The following is a 14,306-nucleotide window of genomic DNA, read 5'->3' on the forward strand; positions in this document are numbered from 1 at the left end:
GGTTTTTATCATGCCGCCCATCCTCCACCAGGTCTTGGCCGCCATGGGCTTCAGTTTCGGCGTCCCCCGCCCCCCCCCCCCCCCCCCCCCGGGGGGGGGGGGGCCCGGGCCCCCCCCGCCACTCGCGTCATCACCAGGGCACGACGCCGTCGTCGTTGAAGAACGAGCCGGTCGGACCGCCGTCGGGCAGCGTGGCCAGCCGGATCGGGGTCGCCGCGGCCGCACTCACGGGCCGCCCGACGAAGCCGGTGAAGTCGGTGGCGATCAGGCCCGGGCAGACGGCGTTGACGAGGATTCCGGTGCCCTCCAGCTGCCGGGCGTAGTGCACGGTGACGGCGTTGAGATACGACTTGGTCGGCGAGTAGGCGGCCATGACCGGGCCGGCATCGACGGCCGGATCCGCCTGCCAGGTCAGCGATCCGACGCTGCTGGAGATGTTGACGATGCGCGGCGACGGTGCCCGCCGCAGCAGGGGCAGCAAAGCGTTGGTCACCCGGATCACGCCGTACACGTTGGTGTCGACGACCTCGCGGACGACGTCGAGGTCGAGGGTCGTCGGATCCTGCACCCATCCCGGTCCGGTCCCGCCCGAGATGCCGGCGTTGTTGACGAGCACGTCGAGGCGTCCGGCCTCGCGGGCGATCAGCTCCGCGGCCGCGGTGACGCCGCGGTCATCGGTGACGTCCAGAGCCACGGCGAAGGCGTCGACGCCGGCGGCCCGCAACGACTTCACCGCGGCCCGGCCCCGGGCCTGGTCGCGGGCCCCCACCGCCACGCGATAGCCACGTGCGCCCAGGCCCGCCGCGATCTCGAACCCCAGTCCCTTGTTCGCGCCGGTCACCAGCGCGGTCTTCTTGTCGCTCATGAGCCGATGCTGACGCGGCGGCGGGGCCGGTGCTTACACCGTTGCGGTGCGCTGTCATACCGCACGGGTATCACCGCAGTATCGTTGCGCGGTGGACACGCTGGAGACCCGCGAGCTCAGGTACTTCGTCACCGTTGCCGAGGAGCTGCACTTCAGCCGGGCGGCCGAGCGCCTCGGCATCGCCCAGCCGCCCCTGTCCCGGGCCATCCAGCAACTCGAACGCCGCCTCGGGGTCACGTTGCTGGACCGCAACCGCCGGGGCGTCACGCTCACCGGCGCGGGCCAGGTGCTGCTCGACGAGGCCCGCGCCATCCTCGACAGCGCCGAGGCGGCCGCCCGCCGCCCGCCGTACCCGCCGCGCCGCCACCGCCACCAACCGCCTGACGCTGGCGACCAAGGCCGGGGCCAATCATGAGCTGCTGCGCGAGCTGCTGGACGCGTACGCCGCCGAACCGGGTGCGGCCGAGATCGACGTGGTGCTGTGCGGCCTGGGCGACCAGGCGCGGATGTTGCGCGACGGCCGGGCCGACGTGGCGTTCATGCAACGGCCGTTCGACTCCCTGGCCGGCTTCGACACCGAGGACGTGCTGACCGAGCAGCAGATCGCCGTCGTGCCCGCGGCCCATCCGCTCGCGGCGCGGCCGTCGCTGCTCATGGCCGACCTCGATGACGTTCCCGATCTGCCGGTCGCGCGCTGGCCCCGCCAGGACGGCACGTACGAGGACGGCCCGGGCCCCGAGATCCACGACCTGTCGCAGCTGGCCCAGCTGATCGCCCTGGGACACACCATGGCCGTCATCTGCGCCTCCGCCCGGACGTGGCTGTGGGGCGCCCACGCCGCCATCCCGCTGACCGACTCGTCCCCCGTCACCACGGTGCTGGCCTGGCCGGCGCACAGCCGCTCCCGGGCCGTGGCCGGACTCGTCCGCACGGCGACCCGGCTGTGACGGCGGCCGTCACCCGCTGCGGCGCGGATGGGCGGCGAAGAAGTCCCAGATGATGTCCGTCGCCACGATCGGTGCGTCCGGCCGGGCCAGTTGGCCCTGCTTCGCTCCGGGCCAGGAATGTCCCATGTCCGTGACGACGTACACCTCGACGTCGCTGCCGTCGGCGCACCGGGCGCCGGACCGTTGCACGGTCTGCTGGCCGCTCGGCGGCGTCTTGACCGGCTCGCACCGCAGCCGCTCGCGCCACTTCTTCAGCCCGGCCTGGAAGATGTCGTAGTACTGGTCCTGAGCGCCGATGACGGTGACGACCGAGACCGGCTTCGCCGGCGCGTAGGACGCCGCCTCCACCCGGGGACCGCCGAAGCCGCCGCTCACCGCCCCGATCGCGGCGAACACCCCGCTCGCCTCGACCGCGAGCCGGAAGCTCATGTCGGCGCCGTTGGAGATGCCGGTGGCGTACACCCGGCCCGGGTCCACCCGCCAGTCGGTGACCAGCCGCTCGGTCAGCGCCCGCAGGAAGGCCACGTCGTCCTCGGCGCCACAGCAGACCAGCGCGTTGAAGCCGCCGCCGACCCCGTCCGGGTACGCGACCAGGAAACCGTGCTCGTCGGCCTTGGCGTCCATCGCGATCATGTCCCGCAGTGCCGTGCCGGAGCCCGGATAGAAGTGCAGGGCGACGACCAACGGCACCGGCTTGTCGGCCCGGTAACCCGGCGGAGCGTGCAGCAGGTAGGTGCGTTCCCGGCCCCCGACGTCGAGCGTGAGCTTGTGGTCGCCCGCCGCGGGCCGTTGCACCGGCGGCGCCGCCGGCTCCGCGCCACATCCGGCCAGCAGCAGCCCGCACACCACACCGATCAGAAACGTACGCCGCACCGGATGCCCCCGTCCTCGCCGACCGTCACGCCAGCAGGGTCGGTCAGGCGTTCCGGCCGGTCAACGGTTTCGGCCGGTGCCGAAAGGCTGGCAAGCTGTCCGGATGTTGCGCCTGTGGCTGAGGCCCGCGGACCTCACGCGGATCCGGTTCGCCGACCGGCTGCATCCGGCCGGCACCGTGCTGCTGGCCAGTCAGGCCCTGCGGCAGCAGCCCGTGGCCGCCGCCCTGCCGGCACTCGCGCGCCGGGTCGCCACGGCGGCCCCGGTGCTGCGGCCGCTGCATCATCTGCTGCCGTCCCAGGGATTCGTGCCGGATTTCATGACCCCGTGGGAAGGGCTGGGATCCATCGAGGAGGGGCTCGACGCGATCCGCTCGACGCCGGCGAAACGGGTACGGGCCGAGGTGTCGGCGGCGTACGCCGACGTCACGGTCAGCGCCGCCCGCCGCCGGTTCGCCGCCGCCGACCCCCAGGTGCTGGACACGCTGGTCATCGCCATGCGGTCGTACTTCGATCAGGTGCTGGCCCCGGACTGGCCGGCGCTGCAGCGCACCCACCGCCTGTTCGTCGGTGAGGCCGCGAGCCGCTACGCGCTCGCCGGGGCCGACGGCGTCCTCACCGGCCTGCACCGGGCGATCCGGTGGCGGGCGCCGGTGCTGGAGGTCGACACCTGGCAGAACGGTGAGCTGCGGCTCGGCGGGCACGGACTGCTGCTGGTGCCGTCACCGTTCGCCGGCCCGCGCCCGCGGGTGCTGGTCGCGCCGGACCGGCCGGCCCTGATCGTCTATCCCGTCGAGCCGCCGGCCGGGCTGGACAGCCGGCCGAGCAGCTCCGCCGCACTGGCCGGACTGTTCGGCCGGACCCGCAGCGTGGTGCTGATCCACGCCGCCGGGCCCGGCCGGCACACCACGTCGACGATCGCGCGGCAGGCCGGGATCAGCGTGTCGTCGTCCTCGGAGCACCTGTCCGCGTTGCGGGCCGCCGGGCTGATCGCCAGCCGTCGCGAGGGCGGTGCGATCGTGCACCGGGCCACCACCCTGGGCCGCGACCTGGTGAGCCGGCACGACGAATGACGTCAGGGCCGGAGATTCTCCAGGTCCTCCAGCAAGCTCGGGTGCGTCGGCTTCCAGCCCAGCGCCTCCCGGGTGCGGGCACTGGACGAGGGCTGATCGGTGGCGAAGATCGCGCCGAGCGGTCCGTAGGTCTCCGCCGGCACGGCCTGGACCGGCAGGCCCAGCCGCCGGCCGATGACCCCGGCGATGTCCCGCACCGCGTCACCCTCGTCGGCCACGGCGTGCCAGGCGGTCCCGGCCGGCGCCTCCTCCAGGGCCAGGCGGAAGAGCACTGCCGCGTCGAGCGCGTGCACGGCCGGCCAGCGCTGCGTGCCGTCCCCCGGATAGCCGGAAACTCCGGTCTGGCGCGCGATGCCGGTCAGCAGACCGGCGAAACCGCCCGCGCCCTCGTTGTGGACCGTGCGCGGCAGGCGGACCGCCGTGCTGCGGACCCCGCGCGAGGCCAGGTCGAGGACCGCCAGGACACCGCGGCTGCGCCCGCCGACCAGCCCGTCGGTCGAGAGCGGATCGGTCTCGGTGGAGGCCCGGCCCTCGACGTACGGGGTGCCCGAGACGGTGACGAACGGGCGGTCGCTGCCGGCGAGCTCCTCGCCCAGGGCCGTGACGGCGGCGTTCTCCTCGGCAACCGCCCGCGCGACGGCCTCGGCGGTGCTGAAGTCGTGGCTGAACGCCAGGTGGATCACCCCGTCGGCCTGAGCGGCGCCGGCCCGCAGGACGTCGAGGTCGGCGAGCCCGCCCCGGATCGGCTCGGCCCCGGCCGACCCGGCCGCCGCCGCGGACGCCTCCGTTCGGGCGAGCGCCAGCACGGTGTGGCCGTGGGCGAGCAGTTCGGTGACGACGGCCGACCCGATGAGGCCGGTGCCGCCGGTGATGAAGACGCGCATGAAACTCTCCCCGAGTGATGGGACTCTTATCCCATGACCTTACCAGAGTGATGGGACACAAGTCCCATCGCTTATGATGGGTCCATGGCCCGATGGGAACCAGGCGCGCGCGAACGACTCGTCATGGCCGCCGTCGACCTGTTCACCGAGCAGGGCTACGACGCCACGACGGTCGCCCAGATCGCCGAGCGGGCCGGGGTCACCAAGAGCACCTTCTTCCGGCACTTCCCGGACAAGCGCGAGCTGCTGGTGGCCGGCCAGGAAACGCTGAGCCGGCTCCTGGCCGAGGGCATCGCCGAAGCACCGCCCGGCGCGAGCCCGCTGGACGCCATCGCCGCCGGCCTCGAGCGCGCCTCGAGCGCCCTGGGCCCGGCGAACCGCGAGCTCGGACCCCGCCTGAAGGCAGCCGTCGCCGCCAGCACCGAGCTCCAGGAGCGGGACGCCCTCAAGAGCGTCAGCCTGGCGGCCGCCATGACGACGGCCCTCGTCGCCCGCGGAGTTCCCGACCCGACCGCGGCCCTCGCCGGTGAGCTGGGCGTGCTGGCCTTCAAACGGGGATACGCCGAGTGGTCCGAGGGTGACCAGGACGATCTCGCGCCGTACACCTTGGCGGCCCTAAAGGAGCTGCGGGCCGCGAGCGCGGCGCTGAGCTGATGGACTCCGACCGGCTGTCCTCATCCTTCGGCGCGGCGGCCCCCGCGTACGCCGAGCATCGCCCGGACTACGCGCAGGCGGCGGTCCGCTGGGCGCTCGACCTCGCGCCCGGGCGGCGGGTGCTCGACCTCGGGGCCGGGACCGGCAAGCTCACCGGCACGCTGCTCGCGGTCGGCGCCGAGGTCACCGCCGTGGAACCGGACCCGGCCATGCTGGCTGAGTTGCGCCGTGCCCGGCCGCAGGTGCGCGCCCGGCCCGGCAGCGCGGAGCGGATCCCGCTGCCGGACGCGTCCGTCGATGCTGTGCTGGCCGGCAACGCTATGCACTGGTTCGACATGGCTGTCGCGGGACCGGAGATCGCGCGGGTCCTCGCCCCGGGCGGCATCCTCGCCGGGCTGTGGAACGTGCTGGACGACAGTGTCGACTGGGTCGCCGGGCTGGCCCGGGTCAGCGGGAGTGCGGTCATCGGCCCGCGGGACACTCCCGCTGCCTGGCGTGCCGAGACAAGCCGGGCCCACCTGCCGAGGACTGGCGGGGCCGCCGCCCGGTTCGGGTCGCCGGAGCAGGAGGGTTTCCCGCATGCGCAGCGGCGCACCGCCGACTCTCTGGTGGCGACGCTGGCCACCCGGGCCGGTCTGCTCACCATGCCGGAGCGGGAACGGGCGGCGACGCTCGGCCGGATCCGCGCCTTCCTGGCCGGCCGGCCCGAGACGGCGGAGGGCGCGTTCACGCTGCCGATGCTGACCTGCGTGCTGCGCGTCCGCCGACTCTGACCGGCATCCTGCCCGACCGCGACCGAAGGCCCCAGAGGGGCGTCCATGATCTGCGTGCCGCGCGTCCGCCGGCTCTGACCGGCGCTTCCTCGCCGAGCCGGCCGGGGCCACGGCGGGCTGATCGCTGACCTGCGTGCCGCACCGCGGCGGGGCAACACCGGCCTCGACCGGCCCCCATACTGGACCGGTGACCGACATCGTCACCTTCGGTCCGGGAGAGCCACCCCGGCGACCGTCCCGGCGGTTGCTCGTGGCCGGTGCCGTCGCGCTGGCGGCCCTCGCGGCCGGAACCGTAGCGATCGTCCTCGACCACCGTCGCGCACCGGATCCACCCGCGGCCGCGGACCCGGCGCCGCCGACCGCCGGCCCGTCCTGCCCGCCGCCGACCCCTGCCGTGGCCGTAGTCCCGGTCGCGATGATCGTCGGCTGCGCCCGGGGCGGCACGAGCCTGGACCGCCGGGATCCCACAGCGGGCAGAGGACCGTGGACCGTCGTCGTCCGCCGCATCGACGGCTCACTGGGCCGGCACGGCGCCGTGGTCACTTTTCCGGTCGCCGCGCCCCCCGCCGGCGCCGGCCCGGTCAAGGTCGGGGGCAAGGCCGGTAAGGCCGGTCCGGACTCGGTGACCTGGCCGGCCGGCGGTGCCTGGGCCCGCATCCGGGGCGACCTGCCCGAACCCGCCCTGGTCACCATCGCGGCCCGCACGGGCTTCACCGGCGGCCGGCCGGTCATCGAGGAGCCGCCGGCGGGTTACGTGGTGGCCGGCGGTGGGCCGTACCGGCCGCCCGCCATCCATGAGATCCGCTACGGCAGCGCCGCGCTGGGCGAGCAGGCCGCGCTCGGCGGTGGCCTGGCCTACACCGGGGTCGTTCGCGGCGGCGGGTTCGAGGACCAGTTGTACGCGGCCCACGCCACCGCCGCCGGGCCGGTCGGTGACCACCCGGCCGTGGTGTCCCCGGTCTTCGGCGGCAACGGTTCCCTGGCCTGGGAGCCGGCGCCGGGCGTGGTGGCATACGTCGGCTACAGCGGATCGTCATTGACCGACGGTGCCGTTGCCGCGCTTCTGCGGCTGGCCCAGCGGTCCCGGCCGGTGGACGACCGGCAGTGGCGGGCGACGAGTCCGCAAGCGGTGGACCAGAGCAACGAGCCGGGCTGAGGTCAGCGCAGCTTCACCGCCAGGGTGTGCCGTCCGCCCGTACCCGCGGCGACCAGCACTTCGGTGCCGCGGGGGGTGCTGCGCTGCCGGTGTGCGGCCGGCCTGCCGTCCAGCCGTACCCCCGCCACCGACGCTCCGGCCGGCAGCACCGCGCCGACGGTGAGCTTCGCCCGCAGCGCCGCCCGGACCGAGACGGTGAGGGTTCCCGCGCTCCGGGTGGCGGTCACGTCGAGCGAGCCGCGGCCGAGCCGGATGTCGTGCCCGGCGATCCGGTCCTGGCCGGGCGGCAGCGCCGGCACCACCGACAGCCGGCCGCGACCGACGTCCGGGTCGACGCCGAGCTGCTGGTGCACCACCGGCCAGAGCACCCCGTAGGCGCCCCACGCCTGCAGCACGCTGGAGCGGCTCAGGAAGTCGCGCTCGATGTTGGCGACGGAGTCCGGCGACGGCGCCACCTCCGGCATCGCGCCGGGCATCTCCCAGACCGCCGGGTCGAGCTGGATGCGGGCGTTTCCGTCGGTGTAGCGGCGTTGCGGGCCGAGCCGGCCGTAGTTGCCCTCGGCGACGGCCATGACGGCGGTGTTGAGGGAGAACGTGGCCCGTTCGGCGGGCACGCCGGACACCACGCTGTCGCAGGACGGGCCGGTGTTGCCGCCCGTGGCGCCGGTCGGGCCGCTGCCGGTGTGGAACAGGCCGAACTCGCCGGTGTAGCAGTCCCGTTCCCGCTGGGCCAGGGCGGCGTGGGCGTGGCCGATGGCGGCGAGCGGCCCGGCGGGTGACTCGGCCTCCATCGGGGTCAGGCCGGTCCAGTGCCGCTGGAACACCTTGCCGTCACCGGGATCGCTCAGCGAGTCGGCGTACGCGTCGGCGTCCCCGCCGTACCACCAGGCCTGCTCGAAGGCCCGCTCGCGCCGCTGGGCCTGGGTGGCCGCCCAGCTCGCGGTGGCCCGGTCGCCGCGCGCGGTCGCCAGGTCGGCCAGGTCGCGCAGCCCGCGGATGGTGTAGACCGCGACGTCGAGCTTCTCCGGTCCCATGCCGGGCCGCTCCACGTTGCCCGAGCCCTCGGGCCAGCCGTCGGCGTCGGCGTCCAGCGCGGTCACGTGCCGCACGGCGCGGACGGCGAAGTCGTACATCTCGTCGCGGAACGCGTCGTCGCCGGTCCACCGCCAGATCAGCGCCACCGTGCTGGGGAACTTGGCGCTCTCGTCGGTGTTGCCCGGGTCGTCGTTCGCGCCGAAGTACACCTGCCCGTCCGGGGTGACCTCGTGCACCACCTTGCCGGACCGGCCGTTGACGATCTCGCTGATGTCGCGCAACGCCCGCAGGTGCGCCTTGATCGGCTCGAACTGCCCGGCCGCCACCGATGCGAACGCGGTGTACTCGGCGTCGGTCGCGAAGATCCACGGGTAGTCCGGCCAGCCGGCGCCCACCCACCGGGCGACGTCGACCGTGCCGGCCGGCGGCGGGAACTGGGTCCCTTCCCGGCTGGCGAACACCCGCAGGTCGTGCGCCTCCTGCACGGAGTCGGCCAGGTTCTGCTTGGACCACTCCACGCTGCGCTGCAACAGCCGGTCGCCGGGCAGGTCGACCCGGGTACGCGCGGAGATCCGGGCCCGGGCGGCCACCTTGCGGGACAGCGCCTCGGCCGGGGCCCGCAGCGCGCGTTGCGACTCGGCGGTGGCCGCGGCGACACCGTCGTCCGAGCCGGCCACCGTGAACCAGACGGTCCGCCCGGCGCGCGGCACTTCGAGGGTGTAGGTGAGCCGGCCGCCGGTGCCCCGGCCGTACGGGCCGTCGTCGCAGCGTGCCGGGGCCGGATCGGCCTCCGGGCACACCACGGCGGGTTCCTGCGGGCCACGGTGGCCGGGGCCGAGCTCGTGGCTGTCCGGGACGAGGGTGCTGCCGACCACGGCGGCGTAGTCGTGCGGGCGCTCACCCGTGGCCGTCTCCCGGAAGACCAGGTTGCGCCCGTCGAAGCCCCCGGTGTCGCTCAGGTTGACCGCCTGAGCGCCCGGCGTCGTCCAGCCCCACGGGTACGCGGGGAGCAGCTCCGAATGCGCGTCCACCGCCAGCGTGATCCGGCGCGCGGGCCCGCTGAACGTCAATCCGACCAGCGCGGCCCGGCCGCCGTCCGGCAGCACGTCGGTACGCCGGATCCGCGATCCGCCGGGACCGGCCAGCTCCATCCGGACGAAGCCGGTGCCGCTGGTGAACCGGGTCGCGCGCAGCCACTGCCCGTCGACGGCGAACCACAGGCCGTCGAGCAGCTTGATCGGCGGGCTCCAGAAGCCGCCCATCTCGCCGCGGATGTGCCAGCCCGTCGCCGGATAGCTGCCGTCCTCGGCCCCGACCTCGTAGGCCCGGTCCCCGGTCGCCACGTACCGCCGGTCGGCCAGGCGCCGCTGCTCGGAGAGCCCGGCGCGGGACGGCTCGGCGGCCGCCGGCGGCGCGCCGGCGAGCACCATGACGAGCAGGGAGAACACGACGAGGTGGAAGCGGCGCATGGGGGCCTCCCGGCGGATCGACACTGATCGCTGGTCCCACGGTGTCCCCGGGCGCTCAAGAGCGCAAGTCCACGGGTCAGGCGTAGGCGGCCGGGCCGGCCGGTGCCGCGATGGTGTCCAGGCCGGCCAGGATCATGTCGCAGCTGCGCAGCACCACCTCGGCGGCCCGGCGCTGGGCCGGGACGAGGTCGCGGCCGTGCGCCTGCTCCCGCCAGCGGTCGGCGGCGGCGTGCGCCGCGCTCCAGGTGTCCTCGGCCGTCGCCTCCGGGGACATGCCCAGCCGCTCCCCCAGGCTGGTGCCCGAGCCGCCGAGCAGCCGCCGGGCGTCGACCGCGTGTTCCCGGGGCAGGTTGACCCGGCCCGCGCGCAACGCCGCGAGCAGGCGCAACTCGCGGAACTCGTGCGCGTCGGCGAGCAGCAGCTCGAGCTCGGCCAGCAGGTGGACGGCCGGCGGCACCGGCTGGGTGCGCAGCAGGCGGTCCAGGATGGTCAGCGCCGAGCGGGCCCGCAGCGCGACCCGGCGGGCCGTGAAGAGCTCGGCGATCGAGGCCTGCAGCTCCTTGAGGCCGCTGTGCTCCTGCAGCCGCTCGCCGAGCACCGCCGCGTGGTCGCAGCCGGTCCGGACCAGGGTGATCGCCAGCCGGATGCCGCCGAGGCCGAAGCGCTGCAGCAACTGGGCCCGCTGCTGGGCGGCGACCGGCCGCAGGGCGTCGGCCGCGGTGAACCGGTCGGTGGAGAGCAGGTGCGCCTCGGCCGCGGCCCGCGGCAGGGCGGCCATCGTGGCGATCGCCCGGAACTCGTCGTCACGCAGGGTGCGGGCGGCCGCCGCGATCAGCGGCGAGACGGCGAGCACGTCCTGGCACAGCGCGCCGACCCGGGGCTCGCGGCGGCGGCGCCGGGCCGCCTGCTTGGCGGTCAGCAGGGCGTCGGGGCGGCCACCGCCGGTGGCGTCGGCCCGGGACAGCACGATCATGGTGTGCACCGGGAACACCGAGGGGCCGCGGATGCCCAGCGCCGCCTGCAGGGCCTGCAGGTCGGCCTCGCCCAGGTGGGGCGTCACGTAGAGAACCGCGTCGGCGGTCTGCTGGACCTGCGGCAGCGGCAGGTGGGTGTCGATCAGCTCGGTGCGGCGCAGGACCCGGCTCGGCCATTCCACGACGGCACGGCGCGCCCCCTCCGGGCGCCCGGCGTGCCGGCCGTCCGGGACCAGCCGCAGACCGTGGGCGGTGCGGACCGTCGGGATCTCGTACGCCGTCCCGCGCTCGTCCTGCCACCAGGCCCGCGGCTGGGTGCCGTCGCGATAGGTGACACTGGCGAGCGGCTCACCGGGCAGCTCGACCGGCGCCAGCCCCTCCCCGATCAGCGCACTGACCAGAGTGGAGACGCCGGCCCGGGCGGGTCCGGTCACGGCCAGCCGCACCGGGTCGGCCAGCCGGTCGAGGGTGGAGCGCAGCAGCGCGGCGGCCGGTTGATCGCCCCGGTAGACGTGCGCCGCCTCGTTCAGCAGCCGGTAGGTGCGCTGCTCGAACTCCTCCTCGTTGATCATCCGCGGCCGCCCAGTGCTCTGGCCTGGGAATGCAACTGGACGAGCACGGCCAGCTCCTGCTGGAGCCGCCGGGCGTGCTGCTCCCGGGCGGCGACGTCCTGATCGGCCGCGGCCTTGGCGTTGCGCAGCGACTCCATGACGATCTCCTGGAGGTCCTCGGTGACCGCGGTGAAGTGGTCACGCAGGGCGCGCTGAGCCCGGCGTACGGTGTCGCGCGCCTCCTTGTTGAGGCCCACGAAGATGTCGTCGACGTGCCGCTGGACCGCGTTGCGGGCCTCGGTCTGCCGCTTCTTGAGCAGCGACTTGCTCTCGTCGCGGATCGTCTTGCCGCCGAAGAGCGCGCCGCCGCCGATCGAGATCGGGTTGATCAGCGACATCCCGGCCAGACTGGTGGCCAGGCCGAACATGATCACACCGCCGTACGAGCCGCGGAGGCCGATGAACAGCTTCTGGCCGGGGGTGAACCGGGCCACCGGCGGTGCGTCCAGGCCCGGCACCCCGTCGGTCCGCCCCTCGGCCGAGACCAGCGCGGACGGCGGGAGCACCTCACCCGCCTCGGGCGGGAACTGGTCGGCGACCCGGCGGGCCATCCACTCGATCCGCTCGGCCAGCCACGTCATGCTGGTCCCGGTCAGGTCCTCCAGGGACTGCCGCAGCCAGGGCTCGAACTCGTCCCAGGCCTTGGCGGGGTCGGCGGTGGCGAAGAACTCGTCCGACTCGGTCAGCACCGCCCGGGTGCGTTCGCGCAGGTCGTGCTCGATGTCCGACATCAGGTCGCCGACCTCGTCGGAGAGCGCGTTCTGCCAGCGGACAGCACATTTGCGCAGGTCGTCGAGCCGGCGCTGGGTGGTGTGCAAGCGGGCCACCGCGTCCGGCAGGCCCGCGTTCTGCTGGGCCGCCAGCTCGTCGCGCAGCGGACCGGCCAGCTCCTCCAGGGCGATCCGGCCCAGCCGGCTGACCGTGTCGCGGGCCAGCCGGTCGGGCTTGGCCGCCACCATCTGTTGCAGGTGGACGATGAGGTCGGTGAAGCCGGACTCGTTGTTGAGCGCCGCGTCGCCGGCCTGCAACGCGTGCAGCCGCAGGGTGGCCGAGACGGCGGTGGTGGCCGCCGGCACCCCGGCCCGGGCCAGCCGGGTGCGGCTGTCGGCGAGGTTGCGCCGCCAGTCGATCGCGTAGTCGGTCTTGGTGAAGACCACCAGCAGGCCGGGGAAGAACCGGGCCAGGTCCTGCAGCACGGCCAGGTCGGCGTCGGTGAGCTCGCGGCCCGCCTCGCAGGCGTACAGCACCAGGTCGGCGCCGGCGCTGGTGGCCAGGTCACTGGCGGTGCGCACCGCGCGGTCGGCCGAAGCGGGCAGGCCGGGCAGCGGCGGGGTGTCGATCAGCACCAGGCCACCGGCCAGCAGCGAGCGGGGCACCGCGATGTCGGCGTGCACCGGGGTGCCGGCCGGGAACCGGGCCGCCGCCTCGGCGATCGCGCCGTCGAGCGCCTCCAGGCCCAGCGGGACCCGGTCCTGCAGGCCGACCTCGGCCGTCCACTCGGCGCTCGCCGAGCCCCGGCGGATCAGCTGCGCGGCCGGTGACTCGGCGTGCCGGACCACGGCCGGCACGGTGGTGCCGCCCGCGGTGTCGACCGCGCACACCCCGGCGTTGATCAGACCGTTGATAAGCTGGCTCTTGCCCTGGTGGGCGGCCCCGACGACCAGCACCCGCAACTCCGGGCGCAGCAGCTGCGCGCGCCGGCGGGACAGCCACTCGGCGACCTCGGACCGGCCGTGCGTGCCGCACGTACGGATCGTGGAGTCGAGGACGTCGAGCCACCACAGGGCCCCGGCCGCCCGCAGCGGATCCGGTTCGGCCGCACGGGCCGGGACCGGGCTCTGCGGGACGAGGGAGGCCGGACCCGCATAGGCCGTGGGTCCGGCCTCCCATCGCGTCATTCGCTCCCGCCCAATTCGTGTCCGCCCAGTCTCTCGTCGTCGTGTCGCCCGACCCGGACCGGTGCCGCGGGCACTTTAGTGGTGCAGCCCGCCCAGCAGGTCGTGCGACGGCTCGCTGTCCTCGGCCGGGTGGGTCACGCTGTGCAGCACGCCGCTGGTGACATCGTGCGCGGCGCCACCGACGCCGGTCAGGGTGCTGTCGAGGCCCTGCACCGGGTCGTGCGGCAGGACGTGGCCCAGATCCGGCTTGATCAGGGACCCGACCGAAGAGGTTGCCCCGCCGACCCCGGCGACGTCAAGGTCCGGCACGTGATCCAGCGGGATCGACGCGGGCAGGTTGGTGACCGTGCCCAGGCCACCGTCCAGGATGCCGACCGGGCCGGCGTCGACACCGGGGGCCACGTGGTCCACGCCACTGACCACGTTGGTCACGCTGTGCTCGACCGGGGCCACCACAGTGTTGTCCAGGTGCAGGGCCGGGTCGTTGCCCGCGGACAGCCCGCCCACCCCGACCGGCACGGCCGAGGTCACGCCGCCGCCCAGCCCGGTCACGCCGCCGCTCAGCCCGGCCAGGCCGAGCGAGTTGCCGGACAGCACCGAGCCGCCGACCACGTCGTCGCCGGCCACGGTGAGCACCGTGGCGTTCACGCCGGCCAGGGTGTTGGCGACGTTCAGGTCGCCCGCCACCTGACCCGGCATGACGGCCACCTGCGAGGTGATCGCCTGCAGCTGCGACACCGCGCCGGCCACGTCCAGGTTGGCCACCCCGGTGGTGAGGTCGTCGACGCCGGCCAGGCCGTACAGGCCGGTCACCGGGGCCGAGTCGACCACCAGCGGGATGACCTGCTGCACGTCGGCCGCGGTGACGTCGGCCAGGCCGGCCGCGTTCAGCGCGGTCTCCGGGTCGAGCTCGAAGGCCGAACGGGCGGCCGGGTCGTAGATCAGGTTGAGGACGAAATCCTGCAACGTCGGGGACGCTTCCATGAGGCTCCTTCAGAGACCGGTCACTGGCGCCGGGATCCGGCACCGCAGCAAACCGTACGGAGACCGGCCGGCGCGGGCATCGGGGTTGGCGCCCCCCACCGGTCCGGGCCG

13 protein-coding genes are annotated in these 14,306 nt (G+C 74.7%); 6 read left to right on the plus strand and 7 right to left on the minus strand.

The genetic code is table 11. The features are described 5' to 3' along the window. Positions 1–130 precede the first annotated feature (130 nt). Positions 131–865: an SDR family oxidoreductase gene (locus AB0C12_RS38120; protein ID WP_360555420.1), complete on the minus strand. Its 735-nt coding sequence runs from the start codon at positions 863–865 to the stop codon at positions 131–133. Between the two features lie 91 nt (positions 866–956). Between AB0C12_RS38120 and AB0C12_RS38125 the strand changes: the two genes are divergently transcribed. After that, positions 957–1,280, plus strand: coding sequence for a LysR family transcriptional regulator (locus AB0C12_RS38125; protein WP_360555421.1), 324 nt, complete (start codon positions 957–959; stop codon positions 1,278–1,280). 16 nt (positions 1,281–1,296) lie between these two features. Continuing rightward, entirely contained in the window at positions 1,297–1,812 is a 516-nt protein-coding gene (locus AB0C12_RS38130; RefSeq protein WP_360555762.1) for a LysR substrate-binding domain-containing protein, read from the plus strand. 9 nt (positions 1,813–1,821) lie between these two features. Here AB0C12_RS38130 and AB0C12_RS38135 read toward each other — a convergent pair whose 3' ends face one another. Then, the gene (locus tag AB0C12_RS38135; protein WP_360555422.1) at positions 1,822–2,685 is read right to left on the minus strand and encodes a PHB depolymerase family esterase; all 864 of its coding nucleotides are present in this window, start codon (positions 2,683–2,685) and stop codon (positions 1,822–1,824) included. A gap of 103 nt (positions 2,686–2,788) precedes the next feature. Here AB0C12_RS38135 and AB0C12_RS38140 point away from each other — a divergent pair, with 103 nt between their 5' ends. After that, positions 2,789–3,757 carry a helix-turn-helix transcriptional regulator gene (locus AB0C12_RS38140; RefSeq protein WP_360555424.1) on the plus strand — a complete coding sequence of 323 codons (969 nt, stop codon included), beginning with the start codon at positions 2,789–2,791 and terminating at the stop codon, positions 3,755–3,757. Between the two features lie 2 nt (positions 3,758–3,759). Here the strand turns inward: AB0C12_RS38140 and AB0C12_RS38145 are convergent, their stop codons facing one another. Further along, positions 3,760–4,641: an SDR family oxidoreductase gene (locus AB0C12_RS38145; protein ID WP_360555426.1), complete on the minus strand. Its 882-nt coding sequence runs from the start codon at positions 4,639–4,641 to the stop codon at positions 3,760–3,762. A gap of 84 nt (positions 4,642–4,725) precedes the next feature. Here AB0C12_RS38145 and AB0C12_RS38150 point away from each other — a divergent pair, with 84 nt between their 5' ends. The 3 genes from AB0C12_RS38150 to AB0C12_RS38160 all read left to right on the plus strand — a co-directional run bounded on the left by AB0C12_RS38150 (position 4,726) and on the right by AB0C12_RS38160 (position 7,224). Continuing rightward, positions 4,726–5,295, plus strand: a complete 570-nt coding sequence (locus AB0C12_RS38150; protein ID WP_360555428.1) for a helix-turn-helix domain-containing protein — start codon at positions 4,726–4,728, stop codon at positions 5,293–5,295. After that, the gene (locus tag AB0C12_RS38155; RefSeq protein ID WP_360555430.1) at positions 5,295–6,068 is read left to right on the plus strand and encodes a class I SAM-dependent methyltransferase; all 774 of its coding nucleotides are present in this window, start codon (positions 5,295–5,297) and stop codon (positions 6,066–6,068) included. Before AB0C12_RS38150 ends, AB0C12_RS38155 begins: the two co-directional genes overlap by 1 nt. 187 nt (positions 6,069–6,255) lie before the next feature. Next, entirely contained in the window at positions 6,256–7,224 is a 969-nt protein-coding gene (locus AB0C12_RS38160; RefSeq protein WP_360555431.1) for a hypothetical protein, read from the plus strand. Positions 7,225–7,226: 2 nt separating this feature from the next. Here the strand turns inward: AB0C12_RS38160 and AB0C12_RS38165 are convergent, their stop codons facing one another. The 4 genes from AB0C12_RS38165 to AB0C12_RS38180 form a co-directional block, all read right to left on the minus strand. Then, positions 7,227–9,728, minus strand: a complete 2,502-nt coding sequence (locus AB0C12_RS38165) for a hypothetical protein (RefSeq protein WP_360555433.1) — start codon at positions 9,726–9,728, stop codon at positions 7,227–7,229. Positions 9,729–9,804: 76 nt separating this feature from the next. Then, positions 9,805–11,274, minus strand: coding sequence for a hypothetical protein (locus AB0C12_RS38170; RefSeq protein WP_360555435.1), 1,470 nt, complete (start codon positions 11,272–11,274; stop codon positions 9,805–9,807). Continuing rightward, positions 11,271–13,211, minus strand: a complete 1,941-nt coding sequence (locus tag AB0C12_RS38175; protein ID WP_360555437.1) for a dynamin family protein — start codon at positions 13,209–13,211, stop codon at positions 11,271–11,273. The genes AB0C12_RS38170 and AB0C12_RS38175 overlap by 4 nt, the downstream gene beginning before the upstream one ends. Before the next feature lie 75 nt (positions 13,212–13,286). Continuing rightward, the gene (locus AB0C12_RS38180) at positions 13,287–14,195 is read right to left on the minus strand and encodes an IniB N-terminal domain-containing protein (RefSeq protein WP_360555439.1); all 909 of its coding nucleotides are present in this window, start codon (positions 14,193–14,195) and stop codon (positions 13,287–13,289) included. Between the last annotated feature and the right edge of the window lie 111 nt (positions 14,196–14,306).

This window comes from Actinoplanes sp. NPDC048967 (genome assembly GCF_040649415.1).
Lineage (GTDB): Bacteria > Actinomycetota > Actinomycetes > Mycobacteriales > Micromonosporaceae > Actinoplanes.

Coding starts and splice junctions, on each gene's coding strand:
- AB0C12_RS38120 (WP_360555420.1), bottom strand. CDS start 865: ATGAGCGACAAGAAGACCGCGCTGGTGACCGGCGCGAACAAGGGACTG.
- AB0C12_RS38140 (WP_360555424.1), top strand. CDS start 2,789: ATGTTGCGCCTGTGGCTGAGGCCCGCGGACCTCACGCGGATCCGGTTC.
- AB0C12_RS38145 (WP_360555426.1), bottom strand. CDS start 4,641: ATGCGCGTCTTCATCACCGGCGGCACCGGCCTCATCGGGTCGGCCGTC.
- AB0C12_RS38150 (WP_360555428.1), top strand. CDS start 4,726: ATGGCCCGATGGGAACCAGGCGCGCGCGAACGACTCGTCATGGCCGCC.
- AB0C12_RS38155 (WP_360555430.1), top strand. CDS start 5,295: ATGGACTCCGACCGGCTGTCCTCATCCTTCGGCGCGGCGGCCCCCGCG.
- AB0C12_RS38165 (WP_360555433.1), bottom strand. CDS start 9,728: ATGCGCCGCTTCCACCTCGTCGTGTTCTCCCTGCTCGTCATGGTGCTC.
- AB0C12_RS38170 (WP_360555435.1), bottom strand. CDS start 11,274: ATGATCAACGAGGAGGAGTTCGAGCAGCGCACCTACCGGCTGCTGAAC.
- AB0C12_RS38175 (WP_360555437.1), bottom strand. CDS start 13,211: ATGACGCGATGGGAGGCCGGACCCACGGCCTATGCGGGTCCGGCCTCC.
- AB0C12_RS38180 (WP_360555439.1), bottom strand. CDS start 14,195: ATGGAAGCGTCCCCGACGTTGCAGGATTTCGTCCTCAACCTGATCTAC.